The organism is Frigoribacterium salinisoli, from assembly GCF_054781095.1.
On sequence record NZ_BAAGVB010000001.1, the window covers coordinates 996,010 to 1,011,990 of the forward strand.

Here is a 15,981-nt window from a genome sequence, read left to right on the forward strand (position 1 = left end):
CCGGCGCGCCGGGTGGGCCCCGGGTCGGAGCGTCAGCCGGCCGAGGGCTGCTCCCCCGGCAGGGCGTACACGCCGTGCCCGACCCGCGCGACCCGGCCCTGCCGGGCGAGCACGCTGAGGGTCGAGAGCACGCTGCTGCGGCGGTAGCCGGGCAGCGCGGCGACGATGTCGGCGGTGCGCCGTTCCCCTGCGCGGAGCACCTCGGGGATCCAGTCGGCCAGCGAGTCGCCGACGTCGGGGAGCGCCTCGGTGGCGGCGTCCTGCCCGCTGCCCCGCGCCTCCTGCGCGTACTCGGCCCTGGCCCGGTCGAGGCCCTCGGCGGAGACGCGGCTGGTGGCGCCGTCCGCCCCCGAGGCTTGCGCGTAGGGCGCGAGCGTGAGGGACCGGCCGACCCTGGCGTACACGGCCGACGCGCTCGTGCCCTGGTGCTCGGCGATCTCGGGGTAGGAGGCGCCGCCCAGCAGGAGGGCCGCCTCGCCCTCGAGGGCCAGCCACTGCCCGAGCGCCGCGATCTCCCACCCGGCGGTGGTCACGGCCGAGCCCCACACCTCGACGTCGTCGGCGTGCTCGGTGGTCAGCGCCCGGAGGTCGTCGAGCAGGTCGAGCAGGCGCTCGCGGGCGTCGTCGACGATCTCGACGGTCAGCTGCGGAGGGCGGCGAAGTTTGATCGGTCGTGACATCTGTGAAAGACTATCCAAGTTGCCCTCGTGGCACCACGACGTCGTCCGGCAGTCCGGGCGTCACACCCCCTTCATCCAGGAGCACCCATGGCTTTCGCAATCGTGCGCGCCGGTGGCCGCCAGGAGAAGGTCGAGGTCGGGACGATCCTGACCGTCGACCGTCTCAAGGCCACGACCGCCGACACCGTCTCGTTCGTCCCCGTCCTGCACGTCGACGGCGACACGATCCTCTCCGGCGACGACCTCGCGCAGGTCACGGTCCAGGGCGAGGTCCTGAACGACCTCCGCGGCCCCAAGATCGTCATCCAGAACTACAAGAACAAGACCGGTTACAAGCGTCGCATGGGCTTCCGTGCCGACCTGACCCGCGTCAAGATCACCTCGATCACCACCAAGTAAGGGGCTGAACGCACATGGCACACAAGAAGGGCGCATCGTCCACCCGCAACGGCCGTGACTCCAACGCGCAGCGCCTCGGCGTGAAGCGCTTCGGCGGTCAGGTCGTCCTCGCCGGCGAGATCCTCGTCCGCCAGCGCGGCACCCACTTCCACCCCGGCGTCAACGTCGGCCGCGGCGGCGACGACACCCTGTTCGCCCTCGCGCCGGGCTCCGTCGAGTTCGGCAGCAAGGGCGGCCGCAAGGTCGTCAACATCGTCGCCGGAGCCTGACGGCCCCAGCACGCAGCACGCCCAGAGGGCGGTCGGACCCCTCCGGCCGCCCTCTCGGCGTACCCCGACATGCGTCACCCTGCATGCGTTGCCAGCCGCGGAGCGTAGACGGGATGAATGAAGGCTCTCACGTACCAGTCCGTCACGAACGTCTCGATCGAGGAGGTGCCCGACCCGACGATCGTCGAGCCCTCCGACGCCGTCATCCGCGTCACCTCTGCCGCCATCTGCGGCAGCGACCTCCACCTCTACGACAACTTCGGCCCCTTCCTCGACAAGGGCGACGTCCTGGGCCACGAGACCATGGGCGTGGTCACGCAGGTCGGCTCGGCCGTCTCGCGCGTGAAGGTCGGCGACCGCGTCGTCGTCCCGTTCGTCATCGCCTGCCGCGAGTGCTTCATGTGCGAGCGCGGCCTGTTCTCGCAGTGCGAGACGACGCAGGTCGTCGAGCAGGACTCCGGCGCCCAGCTCTACGGCTTCACCAAGCTCTACGGCCAGGTGCCCGGTGGTCAGGCCGAGCAGCTCCGCGTCCGTCGTGCCGACGCCAACCTCGTCGTCGTCGGCGACGACCTGCCCGACGAGCGCTACCTCTTCCTCAGCGACATCCTCCCCACCGCGTGGCAGGGCGTCGAGTACGCGCAGGTCCCCGAGGGCGGCACGCTCGTCGTGCTCGGCCTGGGCCCGGTCGGCCAGTTCGCCTCGCGCATCGGCGTGCACAAGGGCTTCCGCGTCATCGGCATCGACCCCGTCCCCGAGCGCCGCGCCATGGCCGAGCGCCACGGCGTCGAGGTCCTCGACCTCACGAAGGACGTCTCCTCGATCGTCAAGGGCATGACCGACGACCGCGGACCGGACTCCGTCCTCGACGCGGTCGGCATGGAGGCGCACGAGCACGGCGGCGTCGGCCTCGTGCAGCGCTTCGCCGCGGCCCTGCCCGACAGCGTCGGCCAGGCGCTCATGAACAAGGCCGGCATCGACAGCCTCACGGCCATGCACCTCGCCTTCGAGATCGTCCGTCGTGGCGGCACCGTCTCGTTGAGCGGCGTCTACGGCGGCACGGCCGACCCGACCCCGTTCCTCACCCTCTTCGACAAGCAGATCACGATGAAGATGGGCCAGTGCAACGTGCACCAGTGGATCGACACCCTGCTGCCCCTCGTCGAGGACCCGGCCGACCCGCTCGGCACGCAGGACCTCACGACGCACCCGGTGCCGCTGGACCGTGCTCCCGAGATGTACGAGCTCTTCAAGCAGAAGCAGGACGGTTGCATCAAGGTCGTCCTCAAGCCCTGACCCTGGTCGTTCCCGGACCGTTCACCATGACGGGCCCGTGCGTTCACCCCGCACGGGCCCGTCGGTGGTGGACTGGACTCCGAACAGAGCGCGAGGCCCGGTCCAGTGGTCTCGTCGACGGACGAATGAGAGCCCCATGGATCTCCGCACGGCCGAGCACCCCCGGCCCGGCCACTTCCTGCTCCACCTCAGCGACACCCACCTGATCGGTGGCGACGGCGACCTCTACGGCGCCGTGGACAGCGAGGCCCGTCTCGCCCAGCTCGTCCGCGAGATCGAGGCCTCGGGCCAGCGGCCGCAGGCGATCGTCCTCACGGGCGACCTGGCCGACAAGGGCGAGCCCGAGGCGTACCGCAAGCTCCGTGCCCTGCTCGAGCCCGCCGCGGAGCGGCTGGGCGCCCAGCTCATCTGGGCCATGGGCAACCACGACGAGCGCGGCGCGTTCCGCGAGCAGCTGTTCGACCAGCTGCCGTCGGACCGTCCCGTGGACCTCGTCTACGACGTCGACGGCCTCCGCGTCATCACGCTCGACACGACGGTGCCCGGGCACCACCACGGCGAGCTGTCGGGCGACCAGCTCGACTGGCTGGCCGAGGAGCTCTCGGTCGACGCCCCGCACGGCACGATCCTGGCGATGCACCACCCGCCGGTCCCCTCCGTCCAGGACCTCAGCGTGCTCGTCGAGCTGCGCGACCAGGCCTCGCTCGCCGAGGTCATCGAGGGCAGCGACGTGCGCTCGATCATCGCCGGCCACCTGCACTACTCGACCACGGCGATGTTCGCGGGCGTGCCCGTCTCGGTCGCGTCGGCCACCTGCTACACGCAGGACCTCATGACCGCCGGTGGCGGCACCCGTGGCCAGGACGGCTCGCAGTCGTACAACCTGGTCCACGTCTACGGCGGCACCGTGGTGCACTCGGTCGTGCCGATGGGCAGCCCGGTGACCGTGGGGCAGCGCGTGGACCGTGCGGCCACGGCCGAGCGCCTGGCCCTCGCGGGCGTGCGCATCGCGCCGGCACCGACCGACGCGCGCCGGGCCGAGGCCGCGGCGCAGCGCGACGGCGGGGAGCAGGACGTCGCCCCGGCCGAGCACCCCCACGAGGCGACCCCCGAGCGGGACCTCGCCCTGGTGGGCGACCGCAGCTAGCCCCCTCAGGAGGCGCGGGTCGTCCGGCCGGGACGGCCCGCGTCGGCGCGCATCCTGCGCCGCAGCCCGGCCAGGTACCGGTCCCGGAGCACGTGCCGCAGGCGGCGGGGCAGCCGGGGCACGACGACGGCGGCGACGTCCATGACGGCCTCGTAGCGCCGTGCCCGCCGCGGGCTCCAGGGCAGGCCGAACGCCTCCCGCAGGGGCGGGGGCAGGAGCCCGGCGGTGACGAGGCGTGCCGTCGGCATGACGAGCCGCAGCCAGAGCGGACCCGTCGTGGGGTGCAGGAGGCGCGTGGCCACGTCCCGGGCCTCGTCGTCGACGTCGAGCGCGGCGAGACGGTCGTCCCACCAGCGCCGGAACGCGGCCCGGTCCTCCGGCCACGCCCCCGGCGGCACCTGCAGCGCGGTGCCGACGATCGCGTACTCGCGGTAGATCCGTTCGGCCCGCTCAGCGGGCAGGGGCCCGAAGACGCGCTCCCAGACGCGCACGGCACTGTCGTAGAGGGTGGCGGCGACCCACAGCTGGGCGTCGGGGTCGAAGGCGTCGTAGCGCACCTCGGCACGCGGGTCGCCGGGACCGGACGCCGGCGCGTGCCGGTCGGAGTGCACGGGCCCGTGGGCGCGGTCGACGAGCCGACGGACGTACGCCGCCTCGTCGGGGCTGCCGTGCACGATCGCGTAGAGGTAGGTCATCGTGCCGTGCAGCCGGTCGAGCGGCCGCGAGGCGAAGTCGCTGTGCCGTGCGACGCCGTGCCCGACGCGGCGGTCGGCGAGCTGCAGCAGGATCGCCGCGCCTCCCCCGGCCAGCAGCACGGCCTCGCTGGACATGTCGACGATGCCCTCGGGCACCGGCGGCCGTCGGCGGCGGACGGTGCCCTGGGCCAGGGGCGACGGTCGGCGCCGGAGGGCCCGCCGGCGGTGGCTCGGGGCGTCGATCAGTCGACCGGGTCCTTCTTGGTGCCCTTCGCGAGGCGGTCGCGCTCACCGCGGAGGGAGGCGACGGTCTCGGGGTCGAGGAAGTCGACGAAGGGGTTGGGCTGACCGGTCTTCTCGGCGATGACCGCGGTGTAGTCGGCCGCGGCCTGGCGGACCTTCTCGGTCGCCCGCCCGGCGCGCTTGACGCTCACGGGACGCTCGTTCATCACCTCGCCGTGCTTGGACAGTGCCTTGACGAGGGTCTTGAGGGCTGAGTCGATCTTCTTGCTCACGAGGTGCATGGTGGCACACGAAGGTGAACGGGCGTGACCGGGGTACGGGTCAGCGCAGCGAGACGGGCACGGCGTCGCCGCGGCTCCACGCGACGTGCAGGGCGTGCCCTCCGAGCCGCCCGTCGAGCTCGTCCGCGAACGACCTCTGGAACGCCCGCTCGGCGGCCGCGTCGCGCACGACGACGTCGACCCGGAGGCTCGTGGCGCGTTCCGTCACGAGGGCGGGCCCGGAGTGCAGCCGCACGAGGTACTCGTGCTCCCCCACGGCCACGTGCTCGTAGTGGCGCCGGAAGCAGCGCTCGAGCTCGCGCAGCGCTGCCGCCGTGCCGGAGGACTTGACCAGGGCCGTCGTCGCGATCATCGTCCGAGACTGCCGGACGTCGGCGACGCGCGGGTGAACGCCGTGTGACGATCAGCCGTGAGGGCGTCGTAGGGTCGGGGCATGGCCACGCCCGACTTCGTCCTGTCCCTGCGCGAGCGCGTCGGGACCGCCCCCCTCTGGCTCTCGGGGGTGACGGCCGTCGTGCACCGGGACGACGACGTCCTCCTGGTCCGCCGCAGCGACACGGGGGCGTGGACGCCGGTGACGGGCATCGTCGACCCGGGCGAGGAGCCCGCCGACGCGGCCGTGCGCGAGGTGCTGGAGGAGGCCGACGTGCAGGCGGTCGTGCAGCGCCTGGCGCGCGTGGGGGTCACGGAGCAGATCACCTACGGCAACGGCGACCGCGCGCAGTACCTGGACGTGACGTTCCGGCTGCGCTGGACCTCGGGCGAGCCCTTCCCCGCCGACGGGGAGAACACCGAGGCCCGGTGGTTCCCGCGCGACGAGCTGCCGGAGATGAGCGCGGACATGCGCGAGCGGGTCGGGGCGGCCCTCTCGGACGAGCCCGGTGCCCGCTTCACGGTCGCCGGGGCGGTGCTCGCCGGTCGCTGACCGACCCGCTGGTCGGGCCGCTCGTCAGGGCCGCTCGTCGGTCGCCGTGGGCCCCTCGACGACGCCCTCGGACCCGGTCGTGCGGTCGCGGAGGAAGAACGCGCCGAGCGACCCGGCGAGGGTGGCGAAGACGGCCACCGAGTACACGGCGAGGGCCACGTGCAGGAGTCGCGAGAAGGCGTCGTCCGTGGTGATGCCGCCTCCCGTGACGGTCGCCAGGGCGGCCTCGTAGAGGGCGTCGGCGTAGCGGTCCTGCGCGCCGGAGGCGTAGAGCAGCTGGCTCGAGGCGAGCACGACGACGGCGGTGAGCGCCGCGAGCGCGCCGATGCGGGACGACAGGAGGCGTGAGGCCGACCGCGTGCCCCGCACGCTGGCCGAGAGGATGCCCCCGGCCCGTGCCACCCGGGCCAGGCGCAGCACCCGGAGCGCCTGCAGGGCCCGGACGAAGCGGAGGAACGGCACGAGCAGGAAGACCACCTGCCACCAGTTGCGCCGCCAGAAGTCGCGCTGGAACCCGGCGAGGTAGGCGCGCAGCAGGAACTCCCCCACGAAGACGGCCCAGAAGACCCAGCCGACGACGGTGAACACGGTGCTCCAGGGCGGCGCGCTGACGAGCAGCTGCCCCAGGACGACGAAGAGGAACACGACGCCGAGCAGCCCCATGGGCCGGTCGAGCCGGCGCGAGAGCGCCTCGGCGAGCCTCAGGCGGTCGGAGGAGGTGCGCTCGTGGAGGGCGTCGGGGGTCGGGGGCACGGGACGGGTCAGGCCTGCAGCTCGACGAACACCTGCGGGAGCTCCTCGAGGAGCTCGCGCGCGAGGAACCCCAGGGGGCCGACGCGCACCGAGAGCCGGTCGCCGGCCGTGGCGTGCGCCTGGGTGGCCCACACCGTCGCCTGGACCGGGTCGGCGCCTCGGGCGCAGAGGCCCGCGATCGCGCCCGACAGGACGTCGCCGCTGCCGGAGGTCGCGAGGCCGCCGTGGCCCGTGCCGGACCGCCAGGTGCGACCGTCGGGCGCCGCGACGACGGACGCGGCCGAGACGACGGCGCCGTAGCGCTCGGCGAGCTCGCGGGCGTCCGCCTCCGTGCCCTCGTCGCCCTCCGCGGGGTCGCGCCCGAGCAGGCGCGCGACCTCGCCGCTGTTGGGCGTGAGCACGAGGCGCCCGCGGAACGCCTCGACCACCTCGGGCAGGTCGACGAGCACCCCGAGGGCGAACGCGTCGAGCACGACGACGGCCTCCTCGGCCACGAGGTCGGGCAGGTGGCGCAGCAGGGCCGCGGCCTCGTCGGCGTCGTCGAGCCCCGGGCCGACGAGCACGGCGTCCGCGCCGGCGAGGTCGTCGCCGGCCGCCGTGACGCCGTCGCCGCGCACGTGCCCGTCGTCGGTCTCGTCGAGCGGCACGACGCCGCACTCCGGCACCGACACGGCGACGTGCGGGGCCACCGAGGCGGCGAGCGCGATCGTCAGCCGGCCGGCGCCCACCCGCAGGGCGGCCACCGCGCCCAGGACCGCCGCGCCGGGCGTGCGGGCCGCACCGCCGACCACGACCACCTGGCCGCGGCCGTACTTCGAGCCTCCTGTGCCGGGCAGCGCCCAGTCGCGCAGCAGGGCGGGCGTGATCGGCGTGCCGTCAGCGGGGCTGGACATCGGGGTCTCCTCCGTGCTCGGTGACGACGGCGTCGCCGCGGTCGAGGTGGGCGACGTCGGCGAAGGCGACGAGGCGCCACCCGTCGGCGGTGCGCTCGAGGGTCGTGACGGACGCGTTGGGCACCGGGTTCTCGGTGGCGAAATCGAGCACCTCGCGCTCGCCCAGGCCGAGCAGGAGGCCCGTGACGAGGGTGACGACGACGTCGTGCGTGGCGACGACGGCGCGGGTCGCGTCGGGCTCGGCGAGCAGGTCGCCGAGCACCGACCGGAGGCGCAGGGTCACGTCGACCCACGACTCGCCGCCCGGCGGACGGTGGTACCACTTGCCGAGCCGGTGCCGGCGGGCCTCCTCCTCCGGGTGGCGGGCGGCCACGCCGCGCCGGGTGAGCAGGTCGAGCACGCCGAGCTCGCGGTCGCGGAGCCGCTCGTCCACGCGCACGGGCAGGTCGAGGCCGGCGGCGTGCAGGCCCGTGCCGAGGGTCTCGCGGGCGCGCAGGTACGGGGAGCTCCACGCGACGGTGCCCGAGGTGGGGCCGGCGTCGCGCCACCAGGCCCCCAGGGCCGCGGCCTGGTCCTGCCCCTCCCGCGTGAGCGGGACGTCGGCGTCGCGCCAGGCGACGTCGATGGTCTCGGCACCGGAGCGCTCGGCGGCGGAGGCGGCCACGTTGGCCGCGCTCTCGCCGTGTCGGACGAGGACGAGCTGGTCGATCATCGGTGCGACGGTAGGCGCTCGGCGCTCCCCGTGGTCGCCCTCGACGGACGACGACCGTCGGTGCACGGGGAGGCGGGACCCGCGGCGATCAGGGACGCACGACGAGGTCGTGGTCGCGGCGGGCGTGGGCCAGGAACCGCTCGTGCAGCACGGGAGGCCGCCCGTCGCGGACCGTGGTCTGCGAGGGGTAGGCGGCGAGGGCGCGGAGGCGGGCCTCCTGGTCCCCCGGTGCCAGGTCGACGCGCTCCAGCCGGTCCCAGGGCACCTCGGGGTGATCGGGGCTGCCCCAGTGCCACAGCCACACCGGGTACTCCCGCAGCGTGGCGGCGCGACCGGCGAGCAGTTCGACGGCGACCTCGCCGAGGATCCGGTGGTCGCGGTGCCCGTCTCCCCGCCACGTGGTGAGCACGAGCGGCCGGCCCCGCTCCTCGCCGACGGGGCCGAGCAGGTCGTCGAGCACGGCGGCCAGCTCGGTCGTGAGCGCCGCCCGGGCCTCGCGGAGCGCGCCGTCGGGGTGCTGGAGCTGCACGACGCGGCCGACGCCGAGCACCGCGGCGGCCGCGCGCGCCTCCGCCGCCCGTTCGGCGGCGAGCGCCCGGGTGCTCGCCGCCCCCGGGTGCGAGGCGGCCCCGTCGCTCGCGACGACGAGCGTCACGGGCACCCCGGACCGCGCCGCTCGGGCCAGCAGCCCGCCCGCCCCCAGGGTCTCGTCGTCGGCGTGCGCGGCCAGCACGACCACCGCGTCGAACGGTGCCGGGTCGAGCGCGGGCAGGGCCCGGTGCCGGCCGTCGTCCGCCCAGGTCCGCGGATCGGTGCCGGGATCCCGCGCGTCGAAGGTCGCCACGGCTCAGCGCCGCCCGGTCGCCGGGGCGACCCACGCCGTGCCGTGCGCGCACGACGGACGCCCCGCGCACGACGGGTCCCCGCGCAGGAGGCTCACCACGGCTCCGCCAGGTCGCGCACCTTGCGCCCGAGCGACGCGTCGTCGCGCTCGGCGTGGTGCTGCCGCACGTAGAGCTCGAGGTCGGCGACCCGCTGCGCGTGCCGGGGGTCCTGCGCGAGGGGCGCTGGTCCGAGCGCGTGGGCGACGTGCCGGAGGACGTCCTCCGCAGTCCGCGAGACCGTGCCGCGCACCCGGGCCGCCTCGATCGCGCCGGCCGAGCCGTCGAGCTCACCGGCGTCGATCGCGGCCGCGGCGGTCGCGAGGGCGCGCCGCGCCTGGTCGAGCCGCACGTCGACGGCGCCCACGTGCTGCAGCAGGAGCGCGTCGTCGACGCTGCGCGGCCGTCGTGCGGCCTCGAGCAGCGTGCGGGCCAGGCCGACGGCGCCGCCGTGCCAGCAGGCGGCGACGCTCGCACCGCCCCAGGCGAACCCGGGACGGCGGAGGTACCAGCCGGCGTCGCCCACGGGCACCGCCGGGACGCCGTCGAGGTCGACCGGACCGCTCGGGACGGTGGGCAGGCCCAGGGCCGCCCAGGCCTCGGACGGGTGCACGCCCGGGTGGCCCAGGTCGACCGCGAAGAGCCGTCGCTCGTCGTCGGAGACCCAGGCGGTCACGAGCGCGTGGCTGAGCCGACCGGCGAGCGAGCACCACGGCTTCGTGCCCGACAGGCTCCACGAGCCGTCGGCGCCCTCGGTCGCCGTGACGCGCACGCCGGGACCCTCGGCCGCGAAGACGCCCCACGTCGACCCCTCGGGCGCCAGGGCGTCCCGACCCGCCTGGTGCAGGATCGTCAGCGCGTCGACGTGCGGCTCGACCGCCCGTGCCACGGCGAGGTCGTGCGCGGCGAGCGTCGCGAGCGCTTCCCAGAGGTCGGCGGTGCCGCCCTTCCCCACGAAAGGCCGCTCGCCGGCGAGGCGCCCGGCGAGCACGAGCGCCTCGCCGACGGGGTCGGACGACGGGGCCTGCCCGGCCGCCTCGACGAACGCGACCGCTCGACGGGTCAGCGGGCCCGGGCCTCCTGCCCCGCCCAGCCTCACGCGCCCCACGGGTCGCCCGCCAGGTACGCGGCGTAACCGCCGGGGGTGCGCCCGACTCGGCGCCCGCTCGTGAGCACCTCGGCCTCGTCGCTCGCGACGATCCGGACGCCGGAGGCGCGCAGCCCCTCGACCAGCTGCACGTCCTCGTGCTCGGCGACGGCGGGGAAGCCCCCGGCCGCCGTGAACGCGTCGAGCCGCACGCCGAGGTTCGCCCCGTGGACGTGCCCGTTGGGACGCCCGGGGACGTGCGTGCGGGCCCACGTGACGAGCCTCCTGCCCCGGAGCCCCTCGGGACGCACCGTGCCCACCACGACGTCGGCGCCCGCCTCGGCGTGGCGCACCTGCGAGAGCAGCCAGTCGGCGGGCACGACGCTGTCGGCGTCGGTGCAGGCCAGCCAGGTCGCCGCGGGGTCCGGGTCGCCGAGCAGGTCGAGGGCGTGCCGCACGCCCGCCGCCCGGGCGACGCCGACGGCGCCCGCGTCGACCACGACGACGTCGACGCCCTCGACGGCGCGGGCCACGGCCTCGGTCGCGTCCGTGCTCGCGTCGCTCACGAGCACGACGCGCACGGCCACCTCGGGGCGCGCGGCGCGCAGCCGGCGCACGGCCACCACGACGGATGCCAGGCAGCGGCCGACGAGCTCCTCCTCGTCACGGGCCGGCACGACGACGGCCACGGCGCAGAGGCCCGTCGCGCAGCGCGCGACCGGCGGGACGAGGTCGACGGCGCTCATCGCAGCCCCGTCCGTTCGGCGACGCTCCGGGGGTCGTCGCTCCACACGTCGAGCACGAAGTCGGCCTCCTCGTGGTGCACGATCCTGCGCCGGCCGAGGCCCGCGTCGAGGGCAGCGTGCACGGCGACCGCGCGCTGCGCGAAGTCGGGCTCGTCGACGAGCCAGTGGCAGGCGAGCACGGTGCCGCCCGGCGCGAGGGCGCGCCCCACGCCGTCGACGGCACGCTCCAGCACGGCGGGGTCGAGGTAGTAGGCCATCTCGCTCACGACGACCAGGTCGAAGGGCCCCTCGGGCACGCCGTCGGCGACGTCGTGCTGGCGCACCGTGACGCTGGCGAGCGTCGACAGGCGGGCGTCGGCCCGGGCGACGGCCTCGGCGGACAGGTCGACGGCGAGCAGCTCGTCGCAGCGCCCCGCGAGCTCGGCGGCGCGCGCGTCGATGGAACAGCCCAGCTCGAGCGCGCGCCCGTAGCGTTCGTCGGGCAGCGCGGCCAGGGTCACCGCACGCTTGCGGATCTCGTACCAGCGGGTGGTCACGGACCAGGGATCGGGGCGGCGTCGGTGGGCCTCGTCGAAGCGCACCGCCGCCGCGGCCGACCCTGTCACAGGGTCGCTCATGGGTGCGACGCTACGGCACCCGTGCGACATGTGACGCCGAGACGCGCGTCAGGCCGGAGCGTCGCCCCCGGTGCCGCCGCCCAGCCCCGCCAGGTCGACCTCGCGCAGCTGTCGGAGCCGCTCGGCCCGCTCCTGCTCGTAGTCCGCGTCCGGCGGCCGCACGTTGCCGAGCTTCGTGACGGCCGCCGCGCCGACGTCGTCGGCCGCCCGGCGCCGGGCGGCGGCCAGGACGCCGTCGAGGTAGCTGGCGTCCTCGCTCGCGGCCCGGAGGTCGACGGCGAGGAGGGCGGCGGCCCGCTCCCGCCGGCGCAGGGCGTCGGCGTCCTCCACCCGGTAGTCGAACTGGTGCTGCGACTGCCCGTAGGAGCGGTGCGCGACGCGTCGGGTGCGACGCAGCCGGCGGGCCTCCGCCTCCTGCTCGTCGGCGAGGTGGCGCAGCTCGTCGCGGACGCGCTGCCGGGCCACGCCCTCGTCGAAGGGCCGCTGCTCACCGACCCCGCGCACGATGATCGCGTTCGCGACGGCGACGACCACGGCGGCGCGCACGATGAGCGCGCCCTCCTCGACCGACCGGCGGACGTCGGGGTCGACGCTCCGCCGCCACCTGCTCAGCACGGGCCGACCCTAGCCCCGGCGACCGGGAGCGGACCGGGGGGACCCCGCCCCGGGAGCGTACACGCGCAGGGCTCCCGGCACGACCTCGACGTCGACGGGGAGCGGCCCGACCCGCTCGCCGTCCGCGTAGGCGACGACGCCGGGCGCGTCGATCCGCAGGCGCGAGGCCCGGTGCACGGAGACACGCCGGTCGCCCAGGTGCTCGCCCTTCGCGACGCGCGGGAAGAGCCGGAGGAACTGCAGCCGCGTCAGGCGCTCCACGACGAGCACGTCGAGCAGGCCGTCGTCGAGGACGGCGTCGGGGAGCACCTCGATGCCGCCCCCGAAGGACCGGCCGTTGCCCACGCTGACGAGCGTGCCGTCGACGCTGCGGGCCGCGCCGTCGACGACGAGCTCGTAGCGGATGCGGTGCAGCGCGAGCAGCTCGAGGGCCAGCGCCAGGTCGTAGCGGCGGCGACCGCGGGGCCAGCGCAGGCGGTTGGCACGCTCGTTGACGAGGGCGTCGAAGCCGGCGGAGAGCGTGCCCGCGAACCAGGTGCGCCGGCCGTCGGCCCCGGTCACGAGGCCCGCGTCGACCGTGCGCGGCCCGAGCGCGAGCTGCCCGAGCAGCGTGCCGATCGCGGCCCGGTGGTCGTCGTGCGGCAGGCCGAGCGCGCGGGCGAAGTCGTTGCCCGTGCCCGAGGGCACGATGCCGAGCGGCACGCCGGTGCCGGCGACGAGGTCCACCCCGAGCGACACCATGCCGTCGCCGCCCACGACGACGAGGGCGTCGGGACCCGTCGCCAGCTCGGCGCGGCACGCCTCGACCAGGAGGTCCCACGACGACGCGACCAGCGGCACCACGTCGTGCCCGCCCGTGGTGAGCGCCCGCACGACGTCGGGCCCGACGCCGCTGCCGCGCCCGAACGAGGCCGAGGGGTTGACGGCGACCGTGATGCGCAGGGCTACTCCTCGAGGGCGGCCGGCGCCTCGGCACCGGCGAGGCGGTCGCGACGACCCTGCTCGGCCCGCTCCCCGGCGAGGCGCTCCTGCTCCGCCTTCTCCCACGGGGCCGGGAACGGGTAGTAGCGCTCGAGGAAGTCCGTCACCGTCGCGGTGCGCTCCTCGTCGGTGACCTCGGGGAAGCTGCCGTCGTTGAGGCAGAAGAAGTCGTAGGACCGCTTCTTGAGCAGCTCCGAGAGCGAGGCGAGCCCCGACACCATGGTGGTGTCGACGTAGGCGACCTTCGCCGCCTCCTGCACGATCGCCCGCCCCGTCATGAGCGAGTAGTAGTGGTACAGCGAGTTCGTGACGGAGATGTTCTCCTTCGCGCGGAACGGGCTGGCCGCGGTCGCGCGGAAGTCGTCCGCGAACTCGTGCTCCATCTCGAACAGCACGCTGCGGCGCAGGGGCGCCGCGCAGTGCTCGAGGTGACGGGTCGTCACGCGACCGAACCGCTGCTGCAGCAGCCGCCGGTTGACGCGCGCCGCGTTCTCGAAGCCGCTGCGCTCGACGTTGTTGACGCCGAGCCCGATGCGGGTGTCGGCCTCGACGAACTTCGTCACCGAGCCCGGCGAGAAGAACGTGCTCGGCGCGACCGGGCGACCGAAGAACATGTCGTCGTTGGAGTACAGGAAGTGCTCGCTGAGGCCCTCGATGTGGTGCAGCTGGGCCTCGACCGCCTGCGAGTTGTGGGTCGGCAGCACCGACGGGTCCGCGAAGAACTCCTCGCTGCGCACGACGCGCACGCGGGGGTGCTCCCCCAGCCACTCGGGCACGGGCGAGTCGGTGGCGATGTAGATGTTCCGCACCCACGGGGCGAACATGTAGACGCTGCGCAGCGCGTACTTGAGCTCGTCGATCTGCCGGAAGCGCGCGGGGGCGTCGTCGCCCTCTCCCACCACGTGGCTCTTCGCCTGCGCGGCCCGCGCGCGCTGGTACTCGACGCTGTTGCCGTCGACCCAGGAGAAGACGATGTCGATGTCGAACGTGATGTCCGTGGCGTGGTCGTCGAACATGTGCTCGAGGGTCGGCCACTCGAGGCCGAAGCGCTCCACCGTCGTCTCGACGGCCTCCGAGCGGGGCAGCGTCGTGCGCGTGAGGGCGTTCTCGGTGGGGACGAGCACCTCGTCGTCGGTGAGCAGCCAGAACTCGACCTGCACGGCCGTGCCCGCGCCGTAGCGCAGGCGGCCGATCGGCTCGACCCGGGGGCGGAACACCCGGAAGACGCGCTCGCCCTCGGAGGAGAGGCCGTCCTCGCTGACGAGCACGGCACGCCCCTTGGGCGGCTTCGCGTAGAAGGGCTCGGTGCGGCAGGCCTCGAGCATGGCCTGCTCGAAGCGCTCCCGGTGGACCGCGTCGACGGCGATCACCGGTCGGACGTCGTTGCCACGGACGAGCAGGAACGGCACGTCCGCCTCGTCGAGCACGCGGCGGATGAAGAAGAGGTCCTCGATCATCGACTGCTGCGGCGTGAGATGGCCGTTCAGCAACGTGAACTGTCCCTTGCGGACGACGACGTCGTCACGCTCGAGACCACCGGGGCGGGGGCGGGGGGTCAGCAGGGGGCTCTCCGTCGTACCGGTGATCTCCGTGGTCATCCAGACGCACCCTTCCGTGCCGGCTCGGGTGGGCCGTCAGCACTGTCGCAGTCGCCTCACTGTACCCGGCGGGGCGGGCCCGCCGTCAGCGGCCGGTCAGCGCGCCCGGGCTCCGCGCCCACCGGTGGCGGCGCCGTCCGTCGGCACCTTGGTGCGGACCCCCGCGACGACGAAGACGAGGGCGGCCACGAACTGCAGGCTGGCCCAGCCCTGCCCCTCGAGGGGCACCACGACCACGGGGTTCCAGAGCACGGCGACCGCCACCAGGAGCGGCACCGCCCACCATGCGCGACCGCGGACCACGAAGACCAGCACGATGAGCGCGAGGATCGAGACGCCGTAGCGGAACGCCGTGAAGACGCTCGAGTCGAGCAGCACGGACCCGGCGACGAGGGCCACGGCGGCCAGCAGGCCGGGCGCGAGCGCCGGGCGGGTGAACTCGGGGGCGGTGGGCGTGGGCACCGGGCGAGCCTACCGGGCGCGACCCGGGCCTCCTGGGCGTCGCCGTCGACGACGACGGCCCAGCGGGGCGAGGGTCAGTCGATGCTGTAGTCGCTCGAGACGATGCCGATGGGGCGGCTCATCGGGGGCTCCTCGCGGAGCCGCTCGAGGGCCGGGCGCAGCTCGTCGAGCCAGGCCTGGTAGCCCGCCTCGGTGAGGTGGAGGGCGTCGTCGGAGAACTCGGGGCGGATCGCGTCGCCCGAGGCGAGCGCCGGCCACAGGTCGAGGTACTGGGCGCGCACCGTCGCCGAGAACTGGCGCAGGTGGCGGTTGGCGTCCTTGATGCGCGGCGCCAGCTCGGGGGTGCGCGGCAGGATCGACACGAGCAGCAGACGGGCTCCGGGGAGCTCGCGCCGGAAGGCCACCATGACGTTCTCGATGCCGCGGACGACCTGCTCGACGGTGCGCTTGTGCGCCCCGAAGTCGTTCGTGCCGATGAGCAGCACGATCGAGTCGGGCCGGGTGGCGAGGACGTCGTCGACGCGGGCGGTCAGCCCGGCGACCGTGTCGCCGCCGACACCGAGGTTGACGGCGTCGTCGTCCGGGAACCACGAGGCCCAGTCACCGCCCTCGGTGATGCTGTCCCCGACGAAGACGAGCTTCTCTGGGTGCGACATGTCCGACCTCCCTGTTGGCGTGCAGTGCACCCCATGCTGGCACGCCGG

The 15,981-nt window shown here is 74.9% G+C and carries 21 protein-coding genes; 5 read left to right on the forward strand and 16 right to left on the reverse strand.

What is annotated here, in order from left to right; genetic code table 11:
• Positions 1–32: 32 nt before the first annotated feature.
• Entirely contained in the window at positions 33–680 is a 648-nt protein-coding gene (locus ACYVHQ_RS04625) for a hypothetical protein (protein WP_460510963.1), read from the reverse strand.
• Between the two features lie 87 nt (positions 681–767).
• Between ACYVHQ_RS04625 and rplU the strand changes: the two genes are divergently transcribed.
• The 4 genes from rplU to ACYVHQ_RS04645 all read left to right on the forward strand — a co-directional run bounded on the left by rplU (position 768) and on the right by ACYVHQ_RS04645 (position 3,788).
• Positions 768–1,079 carry a 50S ribosomal protein L21 gene (rplU, locus tag ACYVHQ_RS04630; protein ID WP_460510964.1) on the forward strand — a complete coding sequence of 104 codons (312 nt, stop codon included), beginning with the start codon at positions 768–770 and terminating at the stop codon, positions 1,077–1,079.
• A 14-nt stretch (positions 1,080–1,093) separates the two neighbouring features.
• Entirely contained in the window at positions 1,094–1,348 is a 255-nt protein-coding gene (gene rpmA, locus ACYVHQ_RS04635; protein WP_460510212.1) for a 50S ribosomal protein L27, read from the forward strand.
• A gap of 117 nt (positions 1,349–1,465) precedes the next feature.
• Positions 1,466–2,641 (forward strand): alcohol dehydrogenase catalytic domain-containing protein, encoded by a 1,176-nt coding sequence (locus ACYVHQ_RS04640; RefSeq protein WP_460510965.1) that lies wholly within the window; start codon positions 1,466–1,468, stop codon positions 2,639–2,641.
• A gap of 136 nt (positions 2,642–2,777) precedes the next feature.
• Positions 2,778–3,788, forward strand: a complete 1,011-nt coding sequence (locus tag ACYVHQ_RS04645; RefSeq protein ID WP_460510966.1) for a phosphodiesterase — start codon at positions 2,778–2,780, stop codon at positions 3,786–3,788.
• Positions 3,789–3,793: 5 nt separating this feature from the next.
• On the opposite strand, the gene ACYVHQ_RS04650 is transcribed toward ACYVHQ_RS04645, so the two are convergent.
• The 3 genes from ACYVHQ_RS04650 to ACYVHQ_RS04660 form a co-directional block, all read right to left on the reverse strand.
• A complete protein-coding gene (locus tag ACYVHQ_RS04650) occupies positions 3,794–4,639 on the reverse strand; it encodes an oxygenase MpaB family protein (RefSeq protein WP_460510967.1) in 846 nt (281 codons plus the stop codon).
• Positions 4,640–4,725: 86 nt separating this feature from the next.
• A complete protein-coding gene (locus ACYVHQ_RS04655; RefSeq protein ID WP_460510968.1) occupies positions 4,726–4,998 on the reverse strand; it encodes a hypothetical protein in 273 nt (90 codons plus the stop codon).
• A gap of 49 nt (positions 4,999–5,047) precedes the next feature.
• Positions 5,048–5,359 carry a hypothetical protein gene (locus tag ACYVHQ_RS04660; protein ID WP_460510969.1) on the reverse strand — a complete coding sequence of 104 codons (312 nt, stop codon included), beginning with the start codon at positions 5,357–5,359 and terminating at the stop codon, positions 5,048–5,050.
• A gap of 81 nt (positions 5,360–5,440) precedes the next feature.
• Here ACYVHQ_RS04660 and ACYVHQ_RS04665 point away from each other — a divergent pair, with 81 nt between their 5' ends.
• A complete protein-coding gene (locus tag ACYVHQ_RS04665; protein ID WP_460510970.1) occupies positions 5,441–5,932 on the forward strand; it encodes an NUDIX hydrolase in 492 nt (163 codons plus the stop codon).
• Positions 5,933–5,956: 24 nt separating this feature from the next.
• Here ACYVHQ_RS04665 and ACYVHQ_RS04670 read toward each other — a convergent pair whose 3' ends face one another.
• The 12 genes from ACYVHQ_RS04670 to ACYVHQ_RS04725 all read right to left on the reverse strand — a co-directional run bounded on the left by ACYVHQ_RS04670 (position 5,957) and on the right by ACYVHQ_RS04725 (position 15,933).
• The gene (locus tag ACYVHQ_RS04670; protein WP_460510971.1) at positions 5,957–6,685 is read right to left on the reverse strand and encodes an ion transporter; all 729 of its coding nucleotides are present in this window, start codon (positions 6,683–6,685) and stop codon (positions 5,957–5,959) included.
• 8 nt (positions 6,686–6,693) lie between these two features.
• Complete coding sequence (locus tag ACYVHQ_RS04675) at positions 6,694–7,578, reverse strand: NAD(P)H-hydrate dehydratase (RefSeq protein WP_460510973.1); 885 nt, start codon at positions 7,576–7,578, stop codon at positions 6,694–6,696.
• Positions 7,562–8,290, reverse strand: coding sequence for a histidine phosphatase family protein (locus ACYVHQ_RS04680; RefSeq protein WP_460510974.1), 729 nt, complete (start codon positions 8,288–8,290; stop codon positions 7,562–7,564). The genes ACYVHQ_RS04675 and ACYVHQ_RS04680 overlap by 17 nt, the downstream gene beginning before the upstream one ends.
• 88 nt (positions 8,291–8,378) lie before the next feature.
• On the reverse strand, positions 8,379–9,134 hold the full coding sequence (locus tag ACYVHQ_RS04685) for a PIG-L deacetylase family protein (RefSeq protein ID WP_460510975.1): 756 nt from the start codon (positions 9,132–9,134) through the stop codon (positions 8,379–8,381).
• Between the two features lie 92 nt (positions 9,135–9,226).
• The gene (locus ACYVHQ_RS04690; RefSeq protein WP_460510976.1) at positions 9,227–10,279 is read right to left on the reverse strand and encodes an acyl-CoA dehydrogenase family protein; all 1,053 of its coding nucleotides are present in this window, start codon (positions 10,277–10,279) and stop codon (positions 9,227–9,229) included.
• A complete protein-coding gene (locus tag ACYVHQ_RS04695) occupies positions 10,267–11,004 on the reverse strand; it encodes a glycosyltransferase family 2 protein (RefSeq protein WP_460510977.1) in 738 nt (245 codons plus the stop codon). Before ACYVHQ_RS04695 ends, ACYVHQ_RS04690 begins: the two co-directional genes overlap by 13 nt.
• Positions 11,001–11,621, reverse strand: a complete 621-nt coding sequence (locus tag ACYVHQ_RS04700) for a class I SAM-dependent DNA methyltransferase (RefSeq protein ID WP_460510978.1) — start codon at positions 11,619–11,621, stop codon at positions 11,001–11,003. Before ACYVHQ_RS04700 ends, ACYVHQ_RS04695 begins: the two co-directional genes overlap by 4 nt.
• A gap of 48 nt (positions 11,622–11,669) precedes the next feature.
• Positions 11,670–12,236: a hypothetical protein gene (locus tag ACYVHQ_RS04705; RefSeq protein ID WP_460510979.1), complete on the reverse strand. Its 567-nt coding sequence runs from the start codon at positions 12,234–12,236 to the stop codon at positions 11,670–11,672.
• Between the two features lie 9 nt (positions 12,237–12,245).
• Positions 12,246–13,178, reverse strand: a complete 933-nt coding sequence (locus tag ACYVHQ_RS04710; RefSeq protein WP_460511244.1) for a diacylglycerol/lipid kinase family protein — start codon at positions 13,176–13,178, stop codon at positions 12,246–12,248.
• 2 nt (positions 13,179–13,180) lie between these two features.
• The gene (locus ACYVHQ_RS04715) at positions 13,181–14,815 is read right to left on the reverse strand and encodes a stealth family protein (protein WP_460510980.1); all 1,635 of its coding nucleotides are present in this window, start codon (positions 14,813–14,815) and stop codon (positions 13,181–13,183) included.
• A gap of 96 nt (positions 14,816–14,911) precedes the next feature.
• Positions 14,912–15,277, reverse strand: a complete 366-nt coding sequence (locus ACYVHQ_RS04720; RefSeq protein ID WP_460510981.1) for a DUF6804 family protein — start codon at positions 15,275–15,277, stop codon at positions 14,912–14,914.
• Positions 15,278–15,351: 74 nt separating this feature from the next.
• A complete protein-coding gene (locus tag ACYVHQ_RS04725) occupies positions 15,352–15,933 on the reverse strand; it encodes a GDSL-type esterase/lipase family protein (RefSeq protein ID WP_460510982.1) in 582 nt (193 codons plus the stop codon).
• Positions 15,934–15,981 lie beyond the last annotated feature (48 nt).

Excerpts from the sequence above, each read along its gene's own strand:
- ACYVHQ_RS04625 (WP_460510963.1), bottom strand. The coding sequence starts at position 680 with ATGTCACGACCGATCAAACTTCGCCGCCCTCCGCAGCTGACCGTCGAG.
- rplU (WP_460510964.1), top strand. The coding sequence starts at position 768 with ATGGCTTTCGCAATCGTGCGCGCCGGTGGCCGCCAGGAGAAGGTCGAG.
- rpmA (WP_460510212.1), top strand. The coding sequence starts at position 1,094 with ATGGCACACAAGAAGGGCGCATCGTCCACCCGCAACGGCCGTGACTCC.
- ACYVHQ_RS04640 (WP_460510965.1), top strand. The coding sequence starts at position 1,466 with ATGAAGGCTCTCACGTACCAGTCCGTCACGAACGTCTCGATCGAGGAG.
- ACYVHQ_RS04645 (WP_460510966.1), top strand. The coding sequence starts at position 2,778 with ATGGATCTCCGCACGGCCGAGCACCCCCGGCCCGGCCACTTCCTGCTC.
- ACYVHQ_RS04660 (WP_460510969.1), bottom strand. The coding sequence starts at position 5,359 with ATGATCGCGACGACGGCCCTGGTCAAGTCCTCCGGCACGGCGGCAGCG.
- ACYVHQ_RS04665 (WP_460510970.1), top strand. The coding sequence starts at position 5,441 with ATGGCCACGCCCGACTTCGTCCTGTCCCTGCGCGAGCGCGTCGGGACC.
- ACYVHQ_RS04675 (WP_460510973.1), bottom strand. The coding sequence starts at position 7,578 with ATGTCCAGCCCCGCTGACGGCACGCCGATCACGCCCGCCCTGCTGCGC.
- ACYVHQ_RS04680 (WP_460510974.1), bottom strand. The coding sequence starts at position 8,290 with ATGATCGACCAGCTCGTCCTCGTCCGACACGGCGAGAGCGCGGCCAAC.
- ACYVHQ_RS04695 (WP_460510977.1), bottom strand. The coding sequence starts at position 11,004 with ATGAGCGCCGTCGACCTCGTCCCGCCGGTCGCGCGCTGCGCGACGGGC.
- ACYVHQ_RS04700 (WP_460510978.1), bottom strand. The coding sequence starts at position 11,621 with ATGAGCGACCCTGTGACAGGGTCGGCCGCGGCGGCGGTGCGCTTCGAC.
- ACYVHQ_RS04715 (WP_460510980.1), bottom strand. The coding sequence starts at position 14,815 with ATGACCACGGAGATCACCGGTACGACGGAGAGCCCCCTGCTGACCCCC.
- ACYVHQ_RS04725 (WP_460510982.1), bottom strand. The coding sequence starts at position 15,933 with ATGTCGCACCCAGAGAAGCTCGTCTTCGTCGGGGACAGCATCACCGAG.